This window comes from Haloferax chudinovii (genome assembly GCF_042663345.1).
GTDB lineage: Archaea > Halobacteriota > Halobacteria > Halobacteriales > Haloferacaceae > Haloferax > Haloferax chudinovii.
Map to the genome: position 1 here is coordinate 25,477 of NZ_JBHTAB010000002.1, position 22,784 is coordinate 48,260.

Annotated in this window: 24 protein-coding genes; 11 read left to right on the plus strand and 13 right to left on the minus strand. The window is 67.4% G+C overall.

The window, feature by feature from the left end:
* Positions 1–41 precede the first annotated feature (41 nt).
* Entirely contained in the window at positions 42–1,010 is a 969-nt protein-coding gene (locus tag ACFQI8_RS04305; RefSeq protein ID WP_390243009.1) for a sugar phosphate nucleotidyltransferase, read from the minus strand.
* 113 nt (positions 1,011–1,123) lie between these two features.
* Here ACFQI8_RS04305 and ACFQI8_RS04310 point away from each other — a divergent pair, with 113 nt between their 5' ends.
* Positions 1,124–1,423 carry a transcriptional regulator gene (locus tag ACFQI8_RS04310; RefSeq protein ID WP_390243011.1) on the plus strand — a complete coding sequence of 100 codons (300 nt, stop codon included), beginning with the start codon at positions 1,124–1,126 and terminating at the stop codon, positions 1,421–1,423.
* Between the two features lie 9 nt (positions 1,424–1,432).
* Here the strand turns inward: ACFQI8_RS04310 and ACFQI8_RS04315 are convergent, their stop codons facing one another.
* The 5 genes from ACFQI8_RS04315 to ACFQI8_RS04335 form a co-directional block, all read right to left on the minus strand.
* Positions 1,433–2,278, minus strand: coding sequence for an HNH endonuclease (locus ACFQI8_RS04315; RefSeq protein ID WP_390243013.1), 846 nt, complete (start codon positions 2,276–2,278; stop codon positions 1,433–1,435).
* Positions 2,279–2,347: 69 nt separating this feature from the next.
* Positions 2,348–3,031: a type 1 glutamine amidotransferase domain-containing protein gene (locus tag ACFQI8_RS04320; protein ID WP_390243015.1), complete on the minus strand. Its 684-nt coding sequence runs from the start codon at positions 3,029–3,031 to the stop codon at positions 2,348–2,350.
* A gap of 114 nt (positions 3,032–3,145) precedes the next feature.
* Entirely contained in the window at positions 3,146–3,712 is a 567-nt protein-coding gene (hpt, locus tag ACFQI8_RS04325; protein ID WP_390243016.1) for a hypoxanthine/guanine phosphoribosyltransferase, read from the minus strand.
* 167 nt (positions 3,713–3,879) lie between these two features.
* Positions 3,880–4,281, minus strand: coding sequence for a hypothetical protein (locus tag ACFQI8_RS04330; protein ID WP_390243742.1), 402 nt, complete (start codon positions 4,279–4,281; stop codon positions 3,880–3,882).
* 263 nt (positions 4,282–4,544) lie between these two features.
* Positions 4,545–4,883 carry a MarR family transcriptional regulator gene (locus tag ACFQI8_RS04335; RefSeq protein WP_390243018.1) on the minus strand — a complete coding sequence of 113 codons (339 nt, stop codon included), beginning with the start codon at positions 4,881–4,883 and terminating at the stop codon, positions 4,545–4,547.
* 480 nt (positions 4,884–5,363) lie between these two features.
* Here ACFQI8_RS04335 and mbhE point away from each other — a divergent pair, with 480 nt between their 5' ends.
* The 7 genes from mbhE to mnhG are packed head-to-tail and all read left to right on the plus strand — an operon-like array spanning position 5,364 to position 11,572.
* Positions 5,364–7,769 (plus strand): hydrogen gas-evolving membrane-bound hydrogenase subunit E, encoded by a 2,406-nt coding sequence (gene mbhE / locus ACFQI8_RS04340; protein WP_390243019.1) that lies wholly within the window; start codon positions 5,364–5,366, stop codon positions 7,767–7,769.
* Positions 7,766–8,239, plus strand: coding sequence for an MnhB domain-containing protein (locus ACFQI8_RS04345; RefSeq protein WP_390243020.1), 474 nt, complete (start codon positions 7,766–7,768; stop codon positions 8,237–8,239). The genes mbhE and ACFQI8_RS04345 overlap by 4 nt, the downstream gene beginning before the upstream one ends.
* Complete coding sequence (locus ACFQI8_RS04350; RefSeq protein ID WP_004970950.1) at positions 8,236–8,577, plus strand: sodium:proton antiporter; 342 nt, start codon at positions 8,236–8,238, stop codon at positions 8,575–8,577. Before ACFQI8_RS04345 ends, ACFQI8_RS04350 begins: the two co-directional genes overlap by 4 nt.
* Positions 8,574–10,271, plus strand: coding sequence for a complex I subunit 5 family protein (locus tag ACFQI8_RS04355; RefSeq protein WP_390243022.1), 1,698 nt, complete (start codon positions 8,574–8,576; stop codon positions 10,269–10,271). Before ACFQI8_RS04350 ends, ACFQI8_RS04355 begins: the two co-directional genes overlap by 4 nt.
* Positions 10,271–10,873 (plus strand): Na+/H+ antiporter subunit E, encoded by a 603-nt coding sequence (locus tag ACFQI8_RS04360; RefSeq protein WP_390243023.1) that lies wholly within the window; start codon positions 10,271–10,273, stop codon positions 10,871–10,873. Before ACFQI8_RS04355 ends, ACFQI8_RS04360 begins: the two co-directional genes overlap by 1 nt.
* Complete coding sequence (locus tag ACFQI8_RS04365; protein ID WP_004970953.1) at positions 10,866–11,159, plus strand: MrpF/PhaF family protein; 294 nt, start codon at positions 10,866–10,868, stop codon at positions 11,157–11,159. Before ACFQI8_RS04360 ends, ACFQI8_RS04365 begins: the two co-directional genes overlap by 8 nt.
* Positions 11,156–11,572, plus strand: coding sequence for a monovalent cation/H(+) antiporter subunit G (gene mnhG / locus ACFQI8_RS04370; RefSeq protein WP_390243026.1), 417 nt, complete (start codon positions 11,156–11,158; stop codon positions 11,570–11,572). The genes ACFQI8_RS04365 and mnhG overlap by 4 nt, the downstream gene beginning before the upstream one ends.
* Positions 11,573–11,587: 15 nt before the next feature.
* On the opposite strand, the gene coaBC is transcribed toward mnhG, so the two are convergent.
* The 3 genes from coaBC to ACFQI8_RS04385 all read right to left on the minus strand — a co-directional run bounded on the left by coaBC (position 11,588) and on the right by ACFQI8_RS04385 (position 14,679).
* Complete coding sequence (gene coaBC / locus ACFQI8_RS04375) at positions 11,588–12,748, minus strand: bifunctional phosphopantothenoylcysteine decarboxylase/phosphopantothenate--cysteine ligase CoaBC (RefSeq protein ID WP_390243028.1); 1,161 nt, start codon at positions 12,746–12,748, stop codon at positions 11,588–11,590.
* Between the two features lie 87 nt (positions 12,749–12,835).
* Entirely contained in the window at positions 12,836–13,615 is a 780-nt protein-coding gene (locus ACFQI8_RS04380; protein WP_390243030.1) for an FAD-dependent oxidoreductase, read from the minus strand.
* Between the two features lie 77 nt (positions 13,616–13,692).
* Positions 13,693–14,679: a DUF7551 domain-containing protein gene (locus ACFQI8_RS04385; protein WP_390243032.1), complete on the minus strand. Its 987-nt coding sequence runs from the start codon at positions 14,677–14,679 to the stop codon at positions 13,693–13,695.
* A gap of 120 nt (positions 14,680–14,799) precedes the next feature.
* Between ACFQI8_RS04385 and ACFQI8_RS04390 the strand changes: the two genes are divergently transcribed.
* The 3 genes from ACFQI8_RS04390 (at position 14,800) to ACFQI8_RS04400 (ending at position 18,512) form a co-directional block, all read left to right on the plus strand.
* Positions 14,800–15,336: an SRPBCC family protein gene (locus ACFQI8_RS04390; RefSeq protein WP_390243034.1), complete on the plus strand. Its 537-nt coding sequence runs from the start codon at positions 14,800–14,802 to the stop codon at positions 15,334–15,336.
* Between the two features lie 85 nt (positions 15,337–15,421).
* The gene (gene trkA, locus ACFQI8_RS04395) at positions 15,422–16,759 is read left to right on the plus strand and encodes a Trk system potassium transporter TrkA (protein WP_390243036.1); all 1,338 of its coding nucleotides are present in this window, start codon (positions 15,422–15,424) and stop codon (positions 16,757–16,759) included.
* A 148-nt stretch (positions 16,760–16,907) separates the two neighbouring features.
* Positions 16,908–18,512 carry a TrkH family potassium uptake protein gene (locus tag ACFQI8_RS04400; protein ID WP_390243038.1) on the plus strand — a complete coding sequence of 535 codons (1,605 nt, stop codon included), beginning with the start codon at positions 16,908–16,910 and terminating at the stop codon, positions 18,510–18,512.
* A gap of 33 nt (positions 18,513–18,545) precedes the next feature.
* Here ACFQI8_RS04400 and ACFQI8_RS04405 read toward each other — a convergent pair whose 3' ends face one another.
* From ACFQI8_RS04405 to gatC, 4 genes are all read right to left on the minus strand, one after another.
* A complete protein-coding gene (locus ACFQI8_RS04405) occupies positions 18,546–20,207 on the minus strand; it encodes a TrkH family potassium uptake protein (protein WP_390243040.1) in 1,662 nt (553 codons plus the stop codon).
* The gene (locus ACFQI8_RS04410; RefSeq protein WP_390243042.1) at positions 20,207–20,887 is read right to left on the minus strand and encodes a potassium channel family protein; all 681 of its coding nucleotides are present in this window, start codon (positions 20,885–20,887) and stop codon (positions 20,207–20,209) included. Before ACFQI8_RS04410 ends, ACFQI8_RS04405 begins: the two co-directional genes overlap by 1 nt.
* Before the next feature lie 128 nt (positions 20,888–21,015).
* Positions 21,016–22,287 carry an Asp-tRNA(Asn)/Glu-tRNA(Gln) amidotransferase subunit GatA gene (gatA, locus tag ACFQI8_RS04415; protein WP_390243044.1) on the minus strand — a complete coding sequence of 424 codons (1,272 nt, stop codon included), beginning with the start codon at positions 22,285–22,287 and terminating at the stop codon, positions 21,016–21,018.
* Positions 22,287–22,565 (minus strand): Asp-tRNA(Asn)/Glu-tRNA(Gln) amidotransferase subunit GatC, encoded by a 279-nt coding sequence (gene gatC, locus ACFQI8_RS04420; protein ID WP_390243046.1) that lies wholly within the window; start codon positions 22,563–22,565, stop codon positions 22,287–22,289. The genes gatA and gatC overlap by 1 nt, the downstream gene beginning before the upstream one ends.
* Positions 22,566–22,784: the final 219 nt, after the last annotated feature.

A 22,784-nucleotide genomic window follows, 5' to 3' on the forward strand; every position in this document is an offset into this window, starting at 1 on the left:
GAAAAAGAACCCGCGTCCGCGGCTCGGACCGCGGAACCGTGTTACTGGCCGTTCGTCAACCGCGAGTGCGCCCCGATGAGGGCGTTCGAGAGGTCGAGGCTCTCGATGTGGGTCTCCTCGTCGACGATGGAGTTCTTGAGCTCCGCGTTTCGGATGACTGCCCCGGGGAAGACCACGGACTCTTCGAGAACGGAGTCCTCGATGACCGCGTCGGCCATGACGTGGACGTTGGTGCCGACCTCCGTGTTCGTGAGCGTCGCCGACTCGTGGATGTAGTTCTCGCCGCCGAGGTACCACGCCACGGCGTCGAGATAGCTCTGGGGCGTCCCGATGTCGAACCACGCGTCGTCGAACGTGTAGGCGAACAGGTCGCCGTTCTGCTGGAGCCACTGCATGAACCAGCCGGGTTCGTCGGGGTTGTTGTCGCCGGAGAGGTACTCGCCGAACTTGGGGAGGTCGCCCGCCGGGATGGCGTAGCAGGCGATGGAGACGAGCGTGCTCTTCGGGTCTTCGGGCTTCTCCTGGAAGTTGATGACGCGGTCGCCGTCGAGTTCGACGAGGCCGTAGGCCTTCGCGCGCTCTTTGTCGCCCACGTCGTAGGCGGCGAGACACGGCGCGTTCTTCTCGTAGAAGAAGTCCACGAAGTCGCCCACGTCGAAGCTGATGAGGTTGTCGCCCGCGATGACGACGAGGTCCTCGTCGACCTCCTCGCGGTCGATGAGTTGGGCGAGCGCGCCGACGACGCCGAACTTCTCGTCTTCTTCGCTCGTGTCTTCGACCGACAGCGTCGGCTTTTCGAACGACGATTCGTTGATGTACTCCTCGAACGCGCCGGCGAAGCGCTCGTTCGTGCTCACGAACACCTCGGAGACCCGGTCGTCGGCCTCCAAGTCTTCGAAGATGGTGTCGATGACCGTCTTGTCACCGACCGGCAAGAACATCTTGGGTCGGTGTTTGGTAATCGGCCACAGACGCGTCGCGTACCCACCGGCAAGGACGACTGCCTTCATATCCTCAAATCCCACCACGTGGACAAGGCCTTTTTGCATCCTCTCTATATTGCTGACATTTCTGGGCGGGAGGCGGCGCAAGGGATTTTCCCTTCGACTCCCAACCCAGCGGTATGACAGCACGGGAGTCCGACACGACGGCCCGCCAGCGCATCGCCGACGCCCTCCGCGACGCCCCCGCGACAGCCTCCGAACTCTCGGCGAGCGTCGGCGTCTCGGTGTCGTCGGTGTACGGCCACCTCCAACACGTCGCCCAAACGGTCCACGGGGAGGACGGCGAGCAGTTCCTCGTCGCACCGCCGGAGTGCGAACACTGCGGCTTCAACGCCTTCGACGACCCCGTGAACTACCCCTCGCGGTGCCCGGAGTGCCGAAGCGAGGGCATCGAAGAGGCCGTGTTCAAAATCGAATAACGGGACCGGTCAAAACGACGCGATGGTTCGGTTGTGGTAGTCGAGAAACGCGGAACCGAGGTCGTGGTCCTCGCGAACAGAGAGCGAAGCGCCGTCTACCTCGCGCTCGTAGGCGTGAGCGATGGTGTGCGTCTCGGGGTCGACCGCTATCATGCCGTAGTCGAAGTCCGCGTGGTGGTCGGGACAGAGGACGAGGAGGTTCGCCTCGACGTCCGGGCCGTCGTGAGGCCGACCGAGCGGTCTGAGGTGATGCGCTTCGGCGTATCCGTCGTGCACCCCTCGGCGACGACGCTCCCCACAGACTTGGCACGTGTGGGAGTACCGCGCTTTCAACTCGGTCGCGAGCGCCGTGTTTCGAATGATTCGGCTCCGCGTCGTCTCGGTGCGTTCCGCGGGCGTGAGGTCTGCCGCGGCTTCCTCGTCGTCGACTCGCTCCCGCGTCTCGTGACGGCGGCGGAGCACGAATCGATAGACATCCCTGTCGTCGCCTTCGAACGGGCCGCACGCGAAATCGACGACTTCGACTTGCCCTTGGTACTCCCAGTCGGCCTCCCCAGATTCCCGATGGAAGAAGAATATCGGTAACGGGTGGCGTTTCGCCCGCGAGAGAAACTTGTTTCCGCCGGTGAGCGTCTGGTCACCGGTCTGTCCCTCTCCGATGTACGTGAACTCGCCGCCGGTTACGTCGTCGCCGTACGGCCCGGTGTCGCTCGAAAAGAGACGGAGATACCGTTGGTCGTCGTCGTCGTAACAGATCTCGATGCCCCGTCCCGTCATTCCGCGGTCGAACCGCGAGTTGAGTTCTGACCCGCTCAACCGTTCACCGGGTTCGAGCGAGAGCGTTGCGAGTTCCACACCGGTTCGGACGACCGAGCGACGAAAAAACGTTCTCCTGCGGCGGGGGTGCCGCCCGGATAGGTCCGACTAGTTCGCGTCTAACTCGTCCAAGAGCGTCTGGGCCGCCGCGGCCGACGAGCCGGGGCCGCGCGCGGTGATGAGATCGCCGTCGACGGTGACGCTCGTGTCGCTGTCGAGTTCGGCGTCCCAGACGCCGCCGGCGGCCTTCACCTCGTCTTCGACCCAGTAGGGAAGCTTCCGGCCGTCGGGCATCAGGTCGTCGTCGTCGACGATGCCCTCTTCCCACTCGTTGGGGAAGCCGGTGACCTCGCGGCCCTCGACGAGGAACGAGCCGTCGGCCTCGCGGGTGAACCCGAAGATGCCGACCGCGTGGCAGACGACGAGCGCCTTCGAGTCGTCGCCGGCGACCGCCTGCAGGAGCGCCTGTCGGGCGTGTCGGTCCTGGTTTACGTCCCACGCGGTCCCGTGACCGCCGGGGAACACCACGGCGTCGTACTCGTCAGCGTCGACCCGCGCGATCGGTTCCGGGTTCTGCAGTCGCTCGTCGTTCTCGTGGACGTCGACGACGCGCTCTGCGAGTTCCTCGCCGACCTCGTCGGGGTCGACAGAGCGCTCGTCGACGACCGGCACGCCGCCCGTCGGCGTCGCAACGGTCACGTCCACGCCGGCGTCGGTCAAGCTCGTAAGCGGCTCGATGCACTCTTCGCCCCAGTAGCCGTCTTCGCTGACGATGAAAAGCGCCGATGTCATCGCTCCCGAGTACGGTCCGGGCACAAAAAGGCCCCGCGGAGGCGGAAATCCGCGAGAGAAGGCGATGCGGCCATGACGCCGCGGCCATGACGCCGCGGCCGCGTCGGTGTCAGGTCAGTCGTCGCCGTGCTCGTCGACGACGACGACTTCGCCGTCTTCGACGGTCACGTTGATGAGCGTCTTGACGTGGTGTTCCGAGTCGTCGAGCTCGTTCGGGCCGGCCTTCTTGATGATGGCGACGGTGTCGACGACGTCCGCGCCGATGTGGTCGAGGGCGTCGAGGACGGCCTTCATCGTGCCGCCGGTCGAGAGCACGTCGTCGAGGACGAGGACGCGGTCGCCCTCGTTGACGTCGTTGATGAACATGTCGCCCTCGGAGTAGCCCGTCTGCTGGTGGAGCGACACCTCGCCGTCGAGGCCGTACTCGCGCTTGCGGATGACGACGAGCGGGATGTCCGTCATCAGCGAGACGGCCGTCGAGATGTGGATGCCCATCGCCGCGGGCGTGACGATTTTGTCGACGTTTTCGAGGTTCGCCTTGCGGATGATTTTGATGACGATCTCGCGGAGGAGCCCCGGCTTCAGCATCGGAACGCCGTCGCTGATGGGGTGAACGAAGTACTCGTAGTCTCCTTTTTCGATGATCGGCGCGTCGAGAAGGGACTGCCGCAACTGGTCCATGACGCTCGTTTCCCCGGTTAGGCATAAAATGTGGCGGTTCGAAGGCTCTCGGACACGTCGACCCACGCCGTACGGTATCTCCTCTCGTGTGATAGACGGCGACGAGCGCGGCCGCTCTCGGTCCAGCCCTGATTCACGGGCCGGAGTGCGGCGCTTCGAAGAGGCGGTTACACCCCGCCGAGAAGCTGTGACGCGGTCTTCACGAGCGGCTCGACGCTCTCGTCGGGTTCGACGAAAAGCAACATGCCGCGGCCGCCGCAGTAGACCTGCAACACGCCGTAGCCGTCGCGTTCCTCGAAGCGGTACTCGACGCTGTTCTGTACTGGGCTCAGCCCGGAGAACAGCCCGCGTTCCATGAACTCGCGCCGAGTCTCCTCGGCGAGCGAACTCAGGTGCGCCACGAGTTCGTCGCGGCTCCCGAAGTCCGCTCGGACGGTTTCGCCGACGTGAAACAGGTCGAACGCCGTCGCACCGTAGACGGCGACCAGTGAGACTGCCCCCTTCGCAGTCCCCCGGAGCGCGTCCATCGCGACCTCGCTGTCGGGTCCCGGTCCGTTGACCGATACCATCCGTGACGGGTCGATTATCATTCGTTTCCCCCCCTGCCCTGACGCTGCGCGTCTCCCTGCCCGGAGCGCGCGCCTGGACGTGTCATGAATTTCAGATTGTCAGTTGTTGCTATAAATGTAGAGGTGGAATTTCTCGCGTTGAAAAACCGGTTTTCAGTCCGGGTCAGACGTCGTTTAGCACCCGGTGCGGAGAGAAACGACAGCGAAGCGGGGCTCGACAGGCCGCAACGGACGCGACAGCCACGGAGGCGGACGGTCGGTCGTCAGTCGATTCCGGACTCGGCTCGCTCGCTCGAGAACGCGGGCGTCGAGCGGACCTCGGTCCGGAACCCCTCGACCGAAAGCGAGACGACCGCCTCGCCGAAGTCGCAGTCGTAGCGGCGGCGGTGCGTGCCGTCGTCGCGGACCTCGGTCGCCGAACTGACGAGCCCGCACTCGCACAGCCGGTCGAGCCGCCGGTACACGGTCGGAAGCGAGAGGTCGAGCGTCTCACCGAGCTCCTTGGCGGTGCGGGACTCGCGGCGGAGCGCCACGAGCAGTGCCCTGGACTCGGTGTCTCCGAGTATATCCAGGAGTTCGTCGCTCGACGCACGTCCGTCCATCTCTGATGAAAGCCTCCGAATGAGCGTATAAAGTAGTTGCGCCCCTGCGACAGCGACCGCCTTCAGCGCGGTCGAGCGGGGCACCAGAGGGCCGAATCGGGGATTCCGATGACTATGACAAGTGTATCTCTGATGTGGACACCTCGCGTGCGGACGAAGACGGCTGACAGCGGGACCGCCTCCCTCACAGACGACGCGGTGGAGTCGCGACGCTCGCCAGTCAGACGACCGCCGCGACGCGTGAGCACAGCGCCGACCGAGTCGCGCGCGGACGAATCACCTGCCGGCGCGACAAATATTCTCGAACGGCTGAATGTACTCTAAGACGTAGTATGGTCGTCTGAGGATATAAATTCCGCCCTCACGTAAAAATCATGAAGCTGAGAAATCCGAGAATAAACCGACCGACCGTCCCATTTCGGGACCGGACAACCAACGGGTTTGACAACACCTAAGTCGGCGCTTCCCGCAATTTCCCCCGTGCAACCCACACCGGAAGTCGTCCTCGCGGTCGTCTTCTTGCCGTTTCTCGCCGCGGCGTTCACCCCGGTAGTGTATCGGGTCTTGGGTGAGCGCACGGCGTACTTCGCGGCCGCCGTCGCGCTGGTCACGCTCGGCCTCGTGACGGACCAGTATCTCGCGGGGGCGCACGGAACCGTGTCGTTCGACTGGATTCCCTCGCTCGGAATCTCGCTGGCGTTTCACGTAGACGGGTTGGCGCTTCTCATCGCCTTCCTCGCCAGCGGCGTCGGCGTGCTCATCCTCACGTATTCGGGAGGATACATGCACGGCGAACCGGGCCAGGCGAAATACTACGCGACCCTGTTGGCGTTCATGGGTTCGATGCTCGGCGTCGCCCTCGCGGGCGACCTCGTCGCCCTGTTCGTCTTCTGGGAGCTGACGAGCCTCTCGTCGTTCATCCTCATCGGCCACTACACCGGCGAGGAAGCGTCTCAGTACGCCGCCCGGAAGTCGATGCTCATCACCGTCTCCGGCGGCCTGTTCATGCTGGTCGGCTTCCTGCTTCTCGTTTGGGCGTCCGGCCAGACGGGAGCCATCGAGGGAACGACCTACAGCATCCCGCTTTTGGTCGAGCACGCGGACGCGATTCGCGAGGTTCTGACGACCTCCGGCCTGCTCGTTCCCGTGCTCGTCTTCGTCGGTCTCGGCGCGGCGACGAAGTCCGCACAGGTGCCGTTCCACGTGTGGCTTCCCAACGCGATGGAGGCTCCGACGCCGGTCTCGGCGTTCCTCCACTCCGCGACGATGGTCAAAGCCGGCGTCTACCTCGTCGGCCGATTCCGCCCGCTTTTCCTCCCCGAGGACGCGGCGGTGCTCGGCGAGTGGACGCTCATCTTCGCCGTGCTCGGCCTGCTGACGATGACCGTCGCGGCCATGCTCGCGGTGAGCGCGACCGACATCAAGGAACTGCTCGCGTACTCGACGGCCTCGCACCTCGGCCTCATCATCGCCGCCTTCGGCTTCGCCAACAGCTACGGCGCGGAGGCCGGCGCGTTCCACATCCTGAACCACGCGAGCTTCAAGGCCGCGCTGTTCATGGTCGCGGGCATCATCGCCCACGAGGCCGGCACGCGGAACATCGACCGCCTCGGCGGGCTCCGAAAACACCTGCCCGTGACGGCAGTCATCGCGGTCGTCGCGTCGCTGTCGATGGCCGGGGTCCCGCCGTTCAACGGCTTCTACTCGAAGGAACTGCTGTTCGAATCGACGTACTACGCCGCCGAACACATGGGCGGCGTCGCGTGGGTCTTCCCGGTCGTCGCGGTGTTCGGGAGCGTCTTCACGTTCCTCTACTCCATCAAGTTCGCCTCGCTGTTCTTCGGCGACGAACCCGACGGACTGGGCCACGTCCACCGCCCACCGGTGGCCATGCTCGTCCCGCCGGCGATTCTCGGTGCGCTCGTCCTCGCCATCTCCGCACAGCCGAACCTCTTCATCGAGGGGCTCATCGGCGACGTGTTCGGGAGCGTCGTCCCCGGCGAGGCGCACTCCTTTTCGGTCCACTTCCCGACCGAACTGACCCCGTACGTGATTATGAGTATCGTCACCATCGCCGTCGGTGCGGCCGCCTTCCCGTTCTACGACCGCATCCACGACGCCATCAACGCGGCCCTGCGCGGTCCCGTCCGCGCGAACTGGTGGTACGATAACTTCGTCGAGGGGCTGACGACGACGAGCGTCGCCGTCACGCCGAAGATTCAGACCGGCCTCCTGCGCACCTACACGACGTGGGGACTCTTCGGCTTCGTCGCGCTCGCGCTCGGCGGCTACGCCGCCGCCGGCGTCTCCCTGCCCGGCTTCGACGAACTCAGCGTGTCGATACCCATCGTGCTCGTGCTCCTCGTCGCGCTCGTCGCCGCGTTCGCGGTCGACGTCGCGCCGTCGCACGTGGCCGGGGTCCTGACGCTGTCTATCGTCGGCTTCATGGTCGCCATCTTCTACATCCTCGCGGACGCGCCCGACCTCGCGTTGACCCAGTTGGTCGTCGAGACGCTGGTGTTGGTCATCTTCCTGCTCGTCTTGGACCGCCTGCCGGCGTTCTACGGCGACGCGCCGGACCGACTCGTCTCCGTCCGCGACGGCCTGCTATCGCTCGCCGTCGGCGGCACGGTGTTCCTCACCGTGTTGCTGTCGACGAACGCCTCGCCCGACCCGCGCTTACAGGAGTTCTTCGTCTCCCGGGCGGGCGTCCCGGCGGAACACGGGCCGTTCTTCGCGGACTACGGCGGCGGGTCGAACATCGTCAACGTCATCCTCGTCGACTTCCGTGGGTTCGACACCATGGGCGAGATTTCGGTCGTCGTGATGGCGTCGCTCGCCATCCTGACGCTGATTCGCATGCGAACGCGAGGTGAGAGCCAATGAACGGCTCGTCCGGTCGGACGACCGTCATCTCGCGGACCGTCGCGCGCATCGTCGTCCCCATCATCCTGGTGACGGCCATCGCCCTCCTGTTCCGCGGACACAACCTCCCCGGCGGGGGCTTCATCGGGGCCGTCCTCGCGGCCGCCGCGTTCGCGCTCGTCTACATCATCTTCGGGCTGGAGTTCATCCAGCGGGAGGTGCTCGCCATCAAACCCGACGGCTCGGAGCAACACCGACTCGTCGAGACCTACCGCTGGATGGCCTCGCTCGGCCTCGCAATCGCCGTGGCGTCCAGCCTCGCCCCGCTCGCGTTCGGCGCGCCGTTCCTGACGCAGGGCGTGCTCTTCGTGGAGCACCTCCCCCTCTACGGCGAACTCGAAGTCGCGAGCGCGTTCGCCTTCGACCTCGGCGTCTTCTTCGCCGTCGTCGGCGGCCTGCTCACCATCGTCGCGGAGGTCGGTAACGAATGATTCAGTTCTTCCTCGCCGCCACGCTCGGCGTCCTGTTCAGCATCGGCACGTACCTCGTGCTCCGACGCGACGTGGTTCGCGTCGTCTGGGGTATCAGCATCATCAGCCAATCGGCCAACGTCTACCTCGTCACCATGGGCGGGTTCGACGGGCTCGCGCCCATCCTCTCGGGCCACGGCGCGAGCGGTCCCGCACCCTCGGACCCCATCGTGCAGGCGCTCGTCCTCACCGCCATCGTCATCGGCTTCGGGACGACCGCCCTCGCGCTCGTCTTGACCTACCGGGTGTACGAGGAACACGGCACAATCGACATGTACGAACTCGGAGGGAGCAGATGAGCACGCTCGTCATCGCACCGCTCCTCGTGGCGCTCGTGACGGCAATCTTGACGCTTCTCACGCGCCCGAGTGACATACTCCAACGGACGGTCAGCCTGCTCGGCGGCGTCGCCTACCTCGTCGCCGTCGCCGCCCTGTTCGACGCCGTGGTCCTGCCGCTCGGCGGCGAGTCGACCACGCTCGTCTATCAGGTCTCGAACTGGGGCGCGCCGTTCGGTATCACGCTCGTCGCCGACGCCCTGTCGGTGTTCATGCTGGCGCTCACCGGCTTCGTGTCGCTTCTGACGCTCGGCTACTCCATCGCGTCGGTCGGCTCGTTCGGCCAGCGTCTCAGCTACCACACGCTGTTCCACTTCATGGTGGTCGGCGTCACCGGCTCGTTCCTCACCGGCGACGTGTTCAACCTGTTCGTCTGGTTCGAGGTGATGCTCATGTCGAGCTACATCCTCGTGCTGTTTTACTCCGGTCGCGAGCACACCCGCGCGGCGCTCAACTACGTCGTGCTCAACCTCATCGGGAGCGCGGTGATGCTCGTCGCCATCGGCGGTATCTACAGCACAACCGGGACGCTCAACATGGCCGACATCGCCCGGCGACTGGCCTCGCCCGGTGCCTACGAGGTCTCCGTCCTGCCGGTGCTCGGCCTGTCGGCGGTGCTGTTCTCGGTGTTCGCGCTGAAAGCCGGCCTCGCGCCCTTCCAGTTCTGGGTGCCCGCGGCCTACCGCGCCGCGCCGTCGCCGGTGACCGCGATGCTCGCCGGCGTCGTAAAGAAGGTCGGCGTCTACGCCATCGTTCGGCTCTACTTCACTATCTTCGCCGCGGCGTCCATCGACCTCGACTTCCTCGGCATCACCGGGGAGTCGTTCCTCGGCTTCTTCGGCCCGGTCATGTTCGCCATGGCCGCGGTCAGCATCGTCCTCGGCGGCATCGGCGCGGTCGGTCGCGACGACGTGGACGGCATCCTCGCGTACTCCTCTATCAGTCAGGTGGGCTTTATCGTCCTCCCGCTGGCGGTGGCCGCGACCGCGCCGTCCGAGGCGGTTCGGGCGCTCGGCGTGACCGCCGCGCTGGTCTACGCGTTCAACCACGGCATCGTCAAGAGCCTGCTGTTCCTCGCGAGCGGCACGCTCAAAGACGCCGTCGGGAGCGACCGGCTCTCCGACCTCGGCGGCCTCGCCGACAGAGCGCCGGTGCTCGCGGCCGGCTTCCTGCTCGGCGCGCTGACGCTCATCGGCGTCCCGCCGCTTTCGGGCTTCTTCGGGAAGTACCTCGTCTTCCAAGCGGCCGCGGAGGCGTTCGCCGCGGGCGCGGCCGGCGCGGGACTCGCGCTCGCGGTCGCGCTCGCCGGCGCTATCTTGACCATCGCCTACTACACCCGCGCGTGGAACGCGGTGTTCTGGGGTCGCCCGAGCGACCTCGTCGACGCCGCGCTCCCCGAGCGCTGGTCTGTCGGCTCCGGCGACGCGGCGATGACCGACGGCGGTGACGGCGGCCTCAAACGGCTCGAACTCACCACGCAGGTGACCGTCGTCGTCGCGCTCGCGGTCGCCGCCATCGGCTTCGGTATCGGCTTCGAGGCGCTGTTCGGTGCCGCGGACGCCGCGGCCCGCGCCGCCCTCGATACGAACGGCTACGTCGACGCCGTGATGCACGGTCCGGGCGTCGGCTTCGAATCCGGCGGGGGTGGCCACTGATGAGCCGCCGCTGGCCGGTTTCGGGGCTCGTCTTGGCCGTCCTCTGGCTGTTCGTCCGCGGCGTCGAACTGACGCCCCAGCGCCTGCTGGAGGAGTTCATCATCGGCCTCGGCGTCGGGATGGGCATCGCCTTCTTCTTCCGGCGGTTCTACGGCGACGAAGCGCCCGTCACGCGGAGCCTCCGCGTCGCGCCCTACGCGGCGCTGTACCTCGCGACGTTCCTCTGGGAACTCCTCACGGCCAACGTCGACGTGGCGGTGCGGACGCTGTCGCCGTCGATGCCCATCGACCCCGCCGTGGTCGAAGTGCCGCTCCGCGTGCGGACGCCGCTCGCCATCACGACTATCGCGAACAGTATCACCCTCACTCCGGGGACGCTGACCATGGACTACGACGACGAAACCAACTCGCTGTACGTGCACAGCATCGACGGGAGCGACCTCGACGGCATCCTCGAACCCATCCGCCGCTGGGAGGACTACGCGCTCATCATCTTCGACGAGGAACTGAAACCGGGCGACCCCGCGCCGCAGGCCGGGGTTCGCCCCGCGGACGGCGGCGACGCGCCCGCCGCCGCGCCGGGAGGTGAGCAACATGGCTGAGCCCGCGTACCTCGCGTGGATGGACACCGTCCTCTTCGCCGGCCTCGCGCTCGCCGCGGGGCTGACGCTCCTCGTGAGCTACCGCGTCATCCGCGGGCCGACGGTGCCCGACCGCGTCGTCGCGCTCGACACCATCGGGACGAACGTCGTCGCCATCGCGGCGCTGTACGCCATCTGGAGCCAACAGGGCTACTTCGTCGGCGTGAGCCTCGTGCTCGCCATCATCGGCTTCATCAGCACGATTACCGTGGCTCGGTACGTCACGGAGGGGGACATCATCGAATGACCGCCGCAGAAACCGCGGCCGCCGCGACGGCCGGTCCCGTTCGCGCGGCGCTCGTCATCCTCCTGACGCTCGTGGGGAGTTTCTTCCTCGTCGTCGGGACCATCGGCCTGCTCCGGTTCCCCAACGTCTACAACCGGATGCACGCCACCTCGAAGGCGACCACGCTGGGGGCGGCGTCCATCGCGCTCGCCGCGACAGTGTACTACCTGCCCAACGGCGACGGACTGATGGCGCTCGTCACGGTGGTGTTCCTGTTCCTCACCGCGCCGACGGGCGCGCACATGATTTCGCAGGCCGCCCAGCGCATGGGCGTCCCGTTCCTCGACGGGGTCACGTGGCCGAGACAGCCCACGTCGGTCGACGCCGACGGTGCGGATGGCACCGACGCCGACGCCGCACGCGGCGACGACTGACCCCCGCCCGAGTTCTTATTTTTCGAACTCGCCGGCTAGTTCGACAGCGACGCGAGCGCCGAGTCCGTCTTTCGACCCGACGTACTCGCTCGTCTCGTCGGCGCGGACGACGAGCGCGCGGGTCTCGTCCGCGCCCATCACGGAGGCGTCGTTGGCGACGACAAAGGCGAGGCCGACGCGGTCCATGATGCGGCGGGCCTCGCCGACCATCGCCTCGTCGTCACCCGTCGTCTCGGCCTTGAAGCCGACGATGGCGAGGTCCGGATGTGACTCGCGGACGGTGTCAATGAGCTTCGGCGCGGGTTCGAGGTCGAGCGTGCGCGCCTCGCCGGAGCGAATCTTCTCGTCGGCCGCCTCGACGGTGAAATCGGAGATGGCGGCCGCGGAGACGAGCGCGTCGGCGTCGGCGTCGACCGCGGCCTCGACGGCCTCCACCATCTCGGCGGCCGACTCGACGGCCAGCACGTCGGCGTAGTGGACGTCGTCGCCGTCGTGGACGAGCGTCACGTCCGCGCCGCGAATCGCGAGCGCGCGGGCGACGGCGCGGCCCGTGCGACCGGAGGCGCGGTTCGAGAGGGTTCGGATTGGGTCGATGGACTCGGTCGTCGCGCCGGCGGTGACGACGACGGATTTTCCGGCGAGCGTCTGTTCTGTCGTCGCGTTCGCCACGCCGGTGACGATGGCCTCCTCGGTGGCGATTTTCGCCTTCCCCTCCTCGATGCGCGGGTCGACGAACTCGACGCCCCACGACCGCACCCGCTCGATGGCGTCGAGGACGCCGGGGTGGTCGTACATGGGCTCGTGCATCGCGGGCGCGACGACGACCGGGACGCCCGCGCCGAGGGCGGTGGTCGCGGTGGTCGTCACGGGGGAGTCGTCGATGGCGGCGGCTATCTTGCCGACCGTGTTGGCCGTCGCGGGCGCGACGAGGAACACGTCGGCCCAGCCGTCGCGGCCGCAGAGTTCGACGTGTTCGACGCGGCCGGTAATCTCGGTCACCACGTCGTCGTCGGTGGCGAACTCGACCGCCCACGGGTGGACGATTCCCGTCGCGGCGTCGGTCATCACCGCGCGGACCGACGCGCCTCGGCGGCGGAGTTCGTGCGCTAACTCGACGACTTTCACGGCCGCGATACTTCCCGTCACCCCGAGCGCGACGTTCACACCTTCGAGCATTCACTCGTCTCTGCGCCCGCTACCGGTTAAAAGGATTCGCGTCCACGTGGGGTGGTCTCGGGCCGCACCCGCGCGAATCGGTGTCGGTTACTCGTCGAGTCGCCCGAGTTCGTCGTCGACGAGGCTCGGGTGGGTGCGCTGGGGCTCGTCGTGCGGTTCGGCGAAGAACTCCCGCATGACCTCGCGGGACTCACGCTCGCGGCGGTCGCGCTCGTCGGCGTCTATCTCCTCGCAGGCCGGCGGCACCTCGCGGCCGCGGTCGGTGAAGTAGCCGGTCGGCGTGACCCAGTCGTTGTAGAACGCCGTCCCCGAGTCGTGGACGAGCGTGATGGCCGTCTCCGCGGCGTCGCCGGCGGCGACGACCGCCTGGTGGTAAATCTCGGTCAGCCGCCCCGCGGCGTAGATGCCGGGGACGGCCGTCCGCCCGAGGTCGTCCACGTCGACGTAGGTCTTCGAGCCGGCGACCCGGAGGTCGACGCCCGTGTCTTCGAGATACGACGCGTCGGACCACGAGGCCGCGACGACCCGCGACGCCTCGACGCGTTTCTCGCCGTCGTCGGTCTCGACGGTCGCGCGGAACAGCGGGTCCCCGTCGTCGCCGAGCACGTCGAGGTCGGTCACGCGACCCGCCAGTCGGTCCGCGCCGTTTCGGTCGGCCTGCTCGGCTAGCAGGTCGGTGAACAGTCGGCTGTTGACGCCAGCCGGGAAGCCGGGGACGTTCTCGAGGTGGGCGTTCCGTCGCACGATTGGCTCGCCGTCGTTGACGACGAGGGCGTCGAGGTCGGCGCGCGCGAGGAACGTCGCGGCGGTGAGGCCCGCGACGCCGCCGCCGACGACGAGCGCGTCTCGTGGAGTCGTTTCGCTCATGTCGTGCGATAGCTCGGCGGCGAGTAAAACCGTACGGATGTGGCCGAACTCTGCCGAACTCCGCGGTGCCCGTCGCGCTACGGCCGCGTCGACGCGCCGGTATCGTTGAGCCAGCGGTTCTCGACCGCCTCGACGCTGACGAGCCCCGCGGAGCCGCGCTCTCGCCCGCCGTCGCCTTTCGGCGACATCCAGACCCGGAGCCGCCAGCGGCCGTCGGAAAGCGCCTCGCCGTCGAGAAAGCGCACGGTTCGCTCCGGAGCCCGGCGGAGGAGGGCCACGGCAATCGGAAGCGTCGGAATCCGGCCGGTGCGCTCCGCGAGCGCGTAGTCCCCGAAGGTGAGTTGCCACGTCCGAGAGCTGTCGTCGCCGTCGGTCCGAGCATCCGTTCGGGCGTCGGTCCGAACGGCGGGTCCGGCGTCCGCATCCCGCGCGCCGCCCGCCTCGGCGTCGGGAATCGGACGCACCGAAAAGCCCTCGACGAAGCCGACGGTTTCGAGATGTCGAAGCGTCGCGTCCACGGGGTTCGGCGTCGCAGTCGGGCAAAACAGGTCCGCGGCCGCCTCGACGACCGCCCGCCGCTCGGCCGCCGAGAGGCGGACGTCCAGTTCGCTCATCAGGCACCACACCAGCGTCAGACAGAAATCGTCGCGGTCGTCGACGACCTCGGCCAGCGTGAGGTACGTCTCCATCGCGGCGGTCTCGGCCTCTCTGTAGCCGAGTTCCGACAGCGACTCGAACAGCGCGCCCGCGGTGTCGTGGCAGAACGCGCTGTAGCGGGCGTACTCGTCCGACGATGCCTCGGTGGCCGCCCGCGGCGGCCCCTCGGACACCTCGTAGACGAGCGGGTCGTCGTACGGGATGTTCGGGTCGTATCGCCGGAGCGTCGCCCGGTAGTCCCGCGTCAGTTCCGCGGCCTCCCCGGCGGCGCGCCGGTCCGGAAACCGTCGGCCCGTCGCGGCCGGGGGCTCGGCTCCCGTGCGGCCGCACACGACTGCGTAGTCCCCGTCGGAACGCGACAGAGCCCGAATCTCGGCTCTGATGTCTCGAAGCGTCCCCCCCACCATATCGGTTGTATGTCGGCGCACCGACCGATTATAGGTTGCGATTGCGACGCCGGGTCGGCACCGCGGGCGGGCCCGACGCGGCCCACAAGCCTTTGGTCCCACCGACCCCATTCGACGCTCGTGGACGAGATAGCCGTCAGCACCGTCGTCTACCTGCCGCCCGAGGAGATATACGAGTTTCTCGTCGATTTCCCGGGGTACGCCGACTACTCGAAGCATCTGCGGGACGTGCGACAGTCGGGCGACGGGTCGCCGGGGACGCGGTACGCCCTGTACTTCTCGTGGTGGAAGCTCACCTACACCGCCGAGTCGAAGGTGACCGACGTCACCCCGCCGACGCGAATCGACTGGACCATCACCAAGGACGTACACGCCGTCGGCCGCTGGCGGGTCGAGAAGCTCGACGACCTGCCGGCCGAGGCCCCCGCTGACGCCGACGCCGCCTGCCGCGTCTTCTTCGAGGTCGAGTACGACCCAGACAGCGTCTCCGCCGGCGATATCGACCTCCCGCGGTTCGTCTCGCTCGGGTGGGTCATCGACAAGGTTCGGCCGGTGCTCCAGAAGGAGGCGGAGCGAATCGTCGAGCGAATCGTCGCCGATATCGAGGGACGGCCGCGGCGTGTTGAACTCACGATACACGCGAAACCGGGGCCGTGAGCGGCGTTTCGTGGGCGATTCCTGAAGGGAAATGCACATACGCGCCCGCGGACCAACACAGGGGTATGATAGGGGCTGGTCTCTGGTGCGCGTGATAATCATCGGTGCCGGACAGGTCGGGTCGTCCATCGCGGCCGACCTCGACGAGACCCACGAGGTCGTCGTCATCGACTGCGACCCGGAGCGCGTCGACGAACTGAACTACTCGCTCGACGTGCTCGCGCTCCACGGCGACGGCACGTCCGTGGACACGCTCGAAGAGGCCGGCGTGGAGCGCGCCGACATGGTCATCGCCTCGACCGACGACGACGAGACGAACATCGTCGCCTGCGCGACCGCCAAGGCCATCTCGAACGCCTTCACCATCGCCCGCGTCAAGAACACGGAGTACCTCCGGACGTGGCAGCGCTCGGAGAAGGCGTTCGGCATCGACTTCATGGTCTGTACGAACCTGCTCGCCGCGGAGTCCATCGTCCGCGTCGTCGGCCTTCCCGCCGCGCGCGACGTGGACCCCTTCGCCGGCGGACAGGTCCAGATGGCGGAGTTCGAAGTCGGCGAGGAGAGCCCCGTCGCCAACCAGACCGTGAGCGAGGCCGACCGCTTCGACTCGCTGACGTTCGCGGCCATCCTCCGCGACGGCGAGGTGACGATTCCCCGCGGCGACTCCGTCATCGAGCCGGGCGACCGCGTCGTCGTCATCGGCAGTCCCAAGAGCGTTCAGGGGTTCGCGAGCTCCGTCTCGCCGGACGAGCCCCCGGGTACCGCCGAGGAGGTCGTCATCGTCGGCGGGAGCGAAATCGGCTACCACGTCGCCCGCCTGCTCGAAGAGCGCGGCTTCAAGCCCAGACTCATCGAACACGACGCGGAACGCGCCCGCGAGCTCGCGGAGATGCTCCCCGGAACCATCGTGATGGAGAGCGACGCCACCGACGTGGACTTCCTCGAACGCGAGTACATCGGTGACGCCGACCTGCTCGTGGCGGCGCTCGACTCCGACGAGAAGAACCTGCTCGTGTCGCTTCTCGCCGCTCGACTCGGCGTCGAGCGCACCGTCGCCGTCATCGACACGACGCCCTACGTGGAGCTGTTCGAGGCCGTCGGCGTCGACGTGGGCGTCAGCCCCCGCGAGGTCGTCGCAGAAGAGATAACCCGGTTCACCCGCGAGGGCGGTGCGGAGAACGTCGCGCTCATCGAGTCGAACAAGGCCGAGGTGCTGGAAATCGAGGTCGACACCGACAGCGTCCTCGCCGGCAAGCCGATTCGGGAGTCGGTCGCGTCGCTTCCCGAAGGCGTCGTCATCGGCGCGATAACCCGCCGCCGCGAGCTCATCACCCCCCGCGGCGACACCGTCATCGAACCCGGCGACCACGTCGTCGTCTTCGTCGATAGCTCTGTCATCGACGACGTGACCCCGAACCTGTGAGCCGGGCGGCCGGCGTACGGTCACCCCGTTAACTCCGTTCGTCTCCGTTCGACCCCGTTCGGCGGCCGAGCCCCCCGCGTCACGCTGTCGCGCGCCGACTGCGAACCCGAACACGGAAGAACCCGGCGTTCGGTACGTTAGTCCACGGATGAAATTGCGGGTCGATTACAGAGCCAGCCTGCGTCTCGTGGGGACCGTCCTGAAATATCTCGCGGTCCCGCTTTGCTTCCCGCTCGTGGTCGCGCTGTACTACGGCGAGTCGGTGCTCCCGTTCGTCGTCACCATGGCCGTCACGGTCCTCGTCGGCACGGCGCTCGAACGGCTCGCCGACGAGCCCGATATCGGTACCCGCGAGGGCTTCTTGATGGTCGCGGTGACGTGGTTAGCGGTCACGATAGTCGGTGCGATACCGTTTCTCATCGAGGCCCACGGCGTCCCCTTCGCCGCGTCGCCCATCCACCCCGAATCGACGCTCGGCAACCCGGTGAACGCGCTGTTCGAGACGATGAGCGGCTTCACCACGACCGGGGCGACGGTGCTCGGCGACATCTCGTTTAACTCCCACACCCGCGGCATCATGATGTGGCGACAGCTCACCCAGTGGCTCGGCGGGATGGGTATCGTCGTCCTCGCGGTCGCCATCCTCCCCGAACTCTCCGTCGGCGGCGCACAGCTGATGGACGCCGAGGCACCCGGCCCCGGCATCGAGAAACTCACCCCGCGCATCGCCGAGACGGCCCGCGCGCTCTGGGGCGCGTACCTCGGTCTGACCGTCCTCGAAATCGTCCTCCTCTACGGCCTGTACGTCACCGGCGACGCCCCGAACATGGACGTGTACAACGCTATCGCCCACGGGCTGACGACGATGCCGACCGGCGGGTTCTCGCCGGAGGCCCGGAGTATCGAGGCCTTCTCGGCGGCCGCGCAGTGGGTCGTCGTCCCCTTCATGGTCGCCGCCGGGACCAACTTCGCGCTCTTCTGGCACGTCCTCACGGGCGACCCGAAGCGGCTGTTCCGCGACACCGAGTTCAAGTCTTACCTCGGCGTTATCGGCGTCGTCTCGGCCATTCTCGCCGGAGTTCTCTTCTTCGGTGACGGACTCATGTCCGTCGCGCCGGCGGGCGAGACGTACGACCAGCTCTACCTCGAAGGCATCCGCACGGCCATCATCGGCAACGTCGAGCCGGCGGTTCGCCAGTCGGTGTTTCAGGTCGTCTCCATCGTCACGACGACGGGCTACGCCAGCATCGACTTCAACGCGTGGAGCGCGCCGGCGCAGTACGCCCTGCTGTTCGCGATGTTCATCGGGGGCTCCGGCGGGTCGACCGGCGGCGCGGTCAAAATCGTCCGCTGGTACGTCATCGTGAAGTCGCTCCGCCGAGAGCTGTTCACGACGGCCCACCCCGAGGCGGTCCGCCCCGTCAGGCTCGCGGGGCGCGCGGTCGACGAGCGGGCCATCCGCGGCATCTACGCCTTCACGCTCCTGTATCTCGTGTTGTTTTTCGTCTCGACGGGCCTGCTCCACCTCGACGCCGCGCGCATCGGCTTCGACGTGAGCATCCTCGAAACCATGAGCGCCGTCGCCGCGACCCTCGGGAACGTCGGGCCGGGCTTCGGCGTCGCCGGCCCGATGGGGAGCTATCTCGACTTCTCCAACGGCTCGAAACTGTACATGGTGCTTCTCATGTGGGTGGGCCGACTGGAGATTCTCCCCGTGTTAGTCATCTTCACGCCGGAGTACTGGCGGCGGTAGCGTCGGGGCGCGAAACACCGGTTCGGCGGCCCTTCAGGGGTTCACCCCGTAGATGGCCGACCGGGCGAACACCAACACCGGGATGATTTCGAGGCGGCCAATCCACATGTTAAACAGGAACATCGCCTCGGCCCACGGGTTCATCCACGGGCCGGTGATGCCCGTCGAGATGCCGACGTTCCCCTGTGCGGACGCGACTTCGAACAGCGCGTCGGCGTAGGTGAACTCCGGCCCGGCGAGGTTCACGAGGAGAACGCTCGACCCGACGAGGAGCACCACCCAGAGCATCGAGACGATAGCCGCCTCGGAGAACTCGCGGTCCATCTCGGTCCGCGAGAGTCGACGGCCGTTTATCTCGATGTTGACGACCGCGCTCTCGGGGAGGAAGACGCGGGAGAACTGCCAGCGGATGCCGCGGGAGACGGTGTAGCCGCGGATGATTTTGATGCCGCCGACGGTCGACCCCGCGGCCCCGCCGAGCGTCATCGCCCCCGACAGGAGAACCTTCCCGCCGTCGGACCACTCGCCGAGCGGCGCGGCCTGAAAGCCGGTGCAGGTGAGCGCGCTCACCCAGTGGAACGCGGCGTCGCGGACGGCGTCCGACTCCGGTCCGCCGACGACGCCGGCGAGTCCGAAGTAGTCGGCGGTCTCGACGAACGCCGTGCCCGCGGTCGCCGGGAGGCTGACGAGGTTCTGGACGGCGAGGGCGACCGCGCCGACCGCGAAGAGGACCAAGAGCCAGCGCGTCTGGAGGTCGCTCCAGAGGCGGTCGATATCGCGGTGTTTCAGGATGGCGTAGTGGACGGGGAAGGCGATTGCGCCCAGCGCCATCACGGGGAGCAACACCGTCTCGATGAGCGGCGAGTTATACGTGCCGATAGAGCCGTCGGTGACGGCGAATCCGCCGGTCGAAAGCCCCGTCATCGCGTGGTTGAGCGCCTGCCACGCGACCTCCCACAGCGGGAGCGCGGCCCCGTAGTCGCTGGCGCGAATGGCGACGAAGAGGGCGGCCACCGACAGGAGCGTGTAACCGAGGAAAATCTTCCAGACGGTCCGGACCGTCGAGACGACGCTCGGGTGAATCTTCTCCTCTCTGGCCTCGCCGCGGTACAGGGCGTAGCTCCCGCTCCCGGGCCGCGAGAGGATGGAGACGGTGAGGACGATGACGCCCACGCCGCCGACCCACTGGATGAGCGAGCGCCACCACTGAATCGTCCGCGGGAGCGACGGCTCGTGGATGCCCATCGTCAGGCCGCTTCCGGTCCAGCCGCTCATGCTCTCGAACAGGGCGTGCAACGGGTCGCGGAAGTAGACGAGACTCGACTGTGCGTAGTCGACGCCGGCGGGGACGAGCGCCGTGAAGACGCTCTGGGGGGCGAACTGCGCCGTGAGGAAAAACGGGAGCGACCCGAACGCGGCGGTGGCGAACCAGCCCGCGGCGGCGATTATCATCCCGTGTTTCATCCGGGGCGCGGGGGCGTTCGCGAACGCCTTCCGCGCGCCCAGTCCGACGAACGCCGTCGCACCCCCGGCGGTGAGGAACGCGACCGCGGCGTACCACTCGCGGAAGCCGACCGCGACGAGGACCGTGGCGGTCATCAGGGCGGACTCCATGACGAGAAGCGACCCCACGTCCCGGCCGATGACCGCGAGGTCGGCGGGCCACCCCGAGACGGTTCGTCCGCGGCGGGGCATCAGTGGTCCTCGTAGTGGCCGAACACGTCAGTCACCTCGGGCGTCGCACCCTTCGCGGAGTAGACCGTCAGGAGGTCTCCCGACCCGATAGCGGTGTTCCCGCGGGGGGTCACGGGGTCGTCGTCGCCCTCGCGCTCGACGGCGACGATGAGGGTGTCCCCGTCGAGGAGATTCTCCTGTGCGGCCTCCTGAATCGTCATTCCCGTAATCGGCGCGTCCTCCTCGACGCGGATTTCGAACACTTCGGCGTGCTCGCCGATGCGCATGTAGTCGACGATGGAGGGGCGTTTGACCGCGCGGTAGAGGTACTCCGCGATGAGCCGCTGGGGGTTCTCCATCGTGTTGACGCCGATTTGGCGGTAGAGGTTCATGTGCTCGGGGTTGTGGACGACCGAGACGATGTCGGGGATCTCGAGTTCCTTCGCCAACAGACAGACCATGATGTTTGTCGCGTCCTTGTCGGTCGTCGTGATGATGGCGTCGGCGCGGTCCGCGCCGGCCTCGTCGAGCGTCTGTTTGACCGTGGCGTCGTCGTTGAGGACGAGACAGTCGAACGTCGCGGCGGCCGCCTCGGCTTTCACCTCGTCGCGCTCGACGACGACGACCTCGTTGCCGCCCTCGGTGGCGATTTCGATGAGCGGCGTGCCGATGTTGCCCGCGCCGACGACGATGATGTACATGACGTTCCGGCGTGCGTATCGGGTGGTGGAAAAACTATCGGCATGGCGTTCCGCCCCTCGAGAACGGACTGCAGGAGAGAAAGCCTACTGCTTCGGAACTAAGCCCCCGGAAAACCCCCGCGACCGACTCAGTTCTCGACCGCGGACGCGGCGCGGACGATGGTCTCCTCGCCGAACTTGGGGCCGATGAGCTGGAGGCCGACTGGGAGGCCGTCGGTCTCGCCCGCCGGAACCGAGATAGCGGGGAGGTTCGCGAGGTTCACCGGGACGGTGTTGGCGTCGGCGAGGTACATCTGGAGCGGGTCGTCGAGGCTCTCGCCGAGTTCGAACGGCGGGACGGGCATCGTCGGCGACGCGACGACGTCGACGTCCTCGAACGCCTCGTCGAAGTCCTGTTTGACCCACGCGCGAGCGTCCTGTGCCTTCGCGTAGTACTTGTCGTGGTAGCCCGCGGAGAGCGCGTACGTGCCGAGGAGGATGCGGCGTTTGACCTCGGAGCCGAAGCCCTCCTCGCGAGCGCGGGCGAACGCCTCGTTCCAGTTGCCGTCGTCGCCGCCGGACGTACCGTAGCGGACGCCGTCGAAGCGAGCGAGGTTCGACGACGCCTCGGACATGGCGATGACGTAGTAGGCGGCGACGGCCTTCTCGACGGAGGGCATGCTGACCTCGCGGTACTCCGCGCCTTGTGCTTCGAGTTCGTCGAGCGCGGCCCAGAACGCCGCTTCGACGCCGTCGTCCGCGCCCTCGACGAACTCGGTCGGGACGCCGATGGTGAGCCCTTCGACGTCGCCGTCGGCGGCCGCGGCGTAGTTCGAGTCGGCACCGGCGTCGCGGGTCGTGCCGTCGCGGTCGTCGGGGCCGGCGATGACGTCGAGGAGCGCGGCGGCGTCCTCGACGGTCGGCGCGATTGGGCCGATCTGTTCGAGGGAGTTCGCGTAGGCGACGAGGCCGTAGCGCGAGACGAGGCCGTAGGTGGGCTTGATGCCGACGACGCCGCAGAACGCGGCGGGACAGCGGATGGAGCCGCCCGTGTCGGTGCCGAGCGCGAGGTCGGCCTCGCCGGCGGCGACGGCGGCCGCGGAGCCGCCGGAGGAGCCGCCGGGGACGCGGGACTCGTCGACGGGGTTCTTCGTCGGCCCGAACGCCGAGGTCTCGGTCGTCGTCCCCATGCCGAACTCGTCCATATTGGCCTTGCCGACGATGGTCGCGCCGGCGTCCTTCAGGAGCTCGACGACGGTCGCGTCGTACGGCGGGACGTAGTCTTCGAGCATCGCGGACCCGCAGGTCGTCCGCACTCCCTCCGTAGAGATGTTGTCCTTGACGGCGACCGTCTTGCCCGCGAGCGGGCCGTCGTCGGAGCCGTCGAGCGTCGCTTTCGTGATGAAGGCGTTCAGCGACATTACGACACCCGCGGGCCCTTGAAGTAGCCGTCTTCGGTCTCTGCGGCGTTCGAGAGCGCCTCCTCTTGGGTGAGGCCTTCGTGGACCTCGTCGGGGCGCATCACGTTCACCAGTTCGTCTTCGCGGTCGACTTCGGGAACCTCGTCGAGGGCGTCGAAGTAGCCGAGGATGTCCGCGAACTGCGCCGCGAACTCCTCGACCTCGTCCTCGTCGAGGTCGACCCGCGCCAACTCGGCGACGTGTCGAACCTCGTCGGCGTCGACGGGCGTATCGCTCATGTATCGGAGGTGACGGAGACCGGGAGTAAGAGTTTCGGTGTGGGTCGTTTCGTCCGGTCCCCGGCGCGAGCCCGGCCGGGCGAGACCACCGGCGAGGCGGCCGAGACCGACCGTGTGAACCCGACGCATTCCGTCCTCCCGCCGCCGTCAGATATAAGTAACGAGCCTCAATACGAATAGACGGAGAACGACCGTTCCCAGTTGCTTCTCTCGCACACA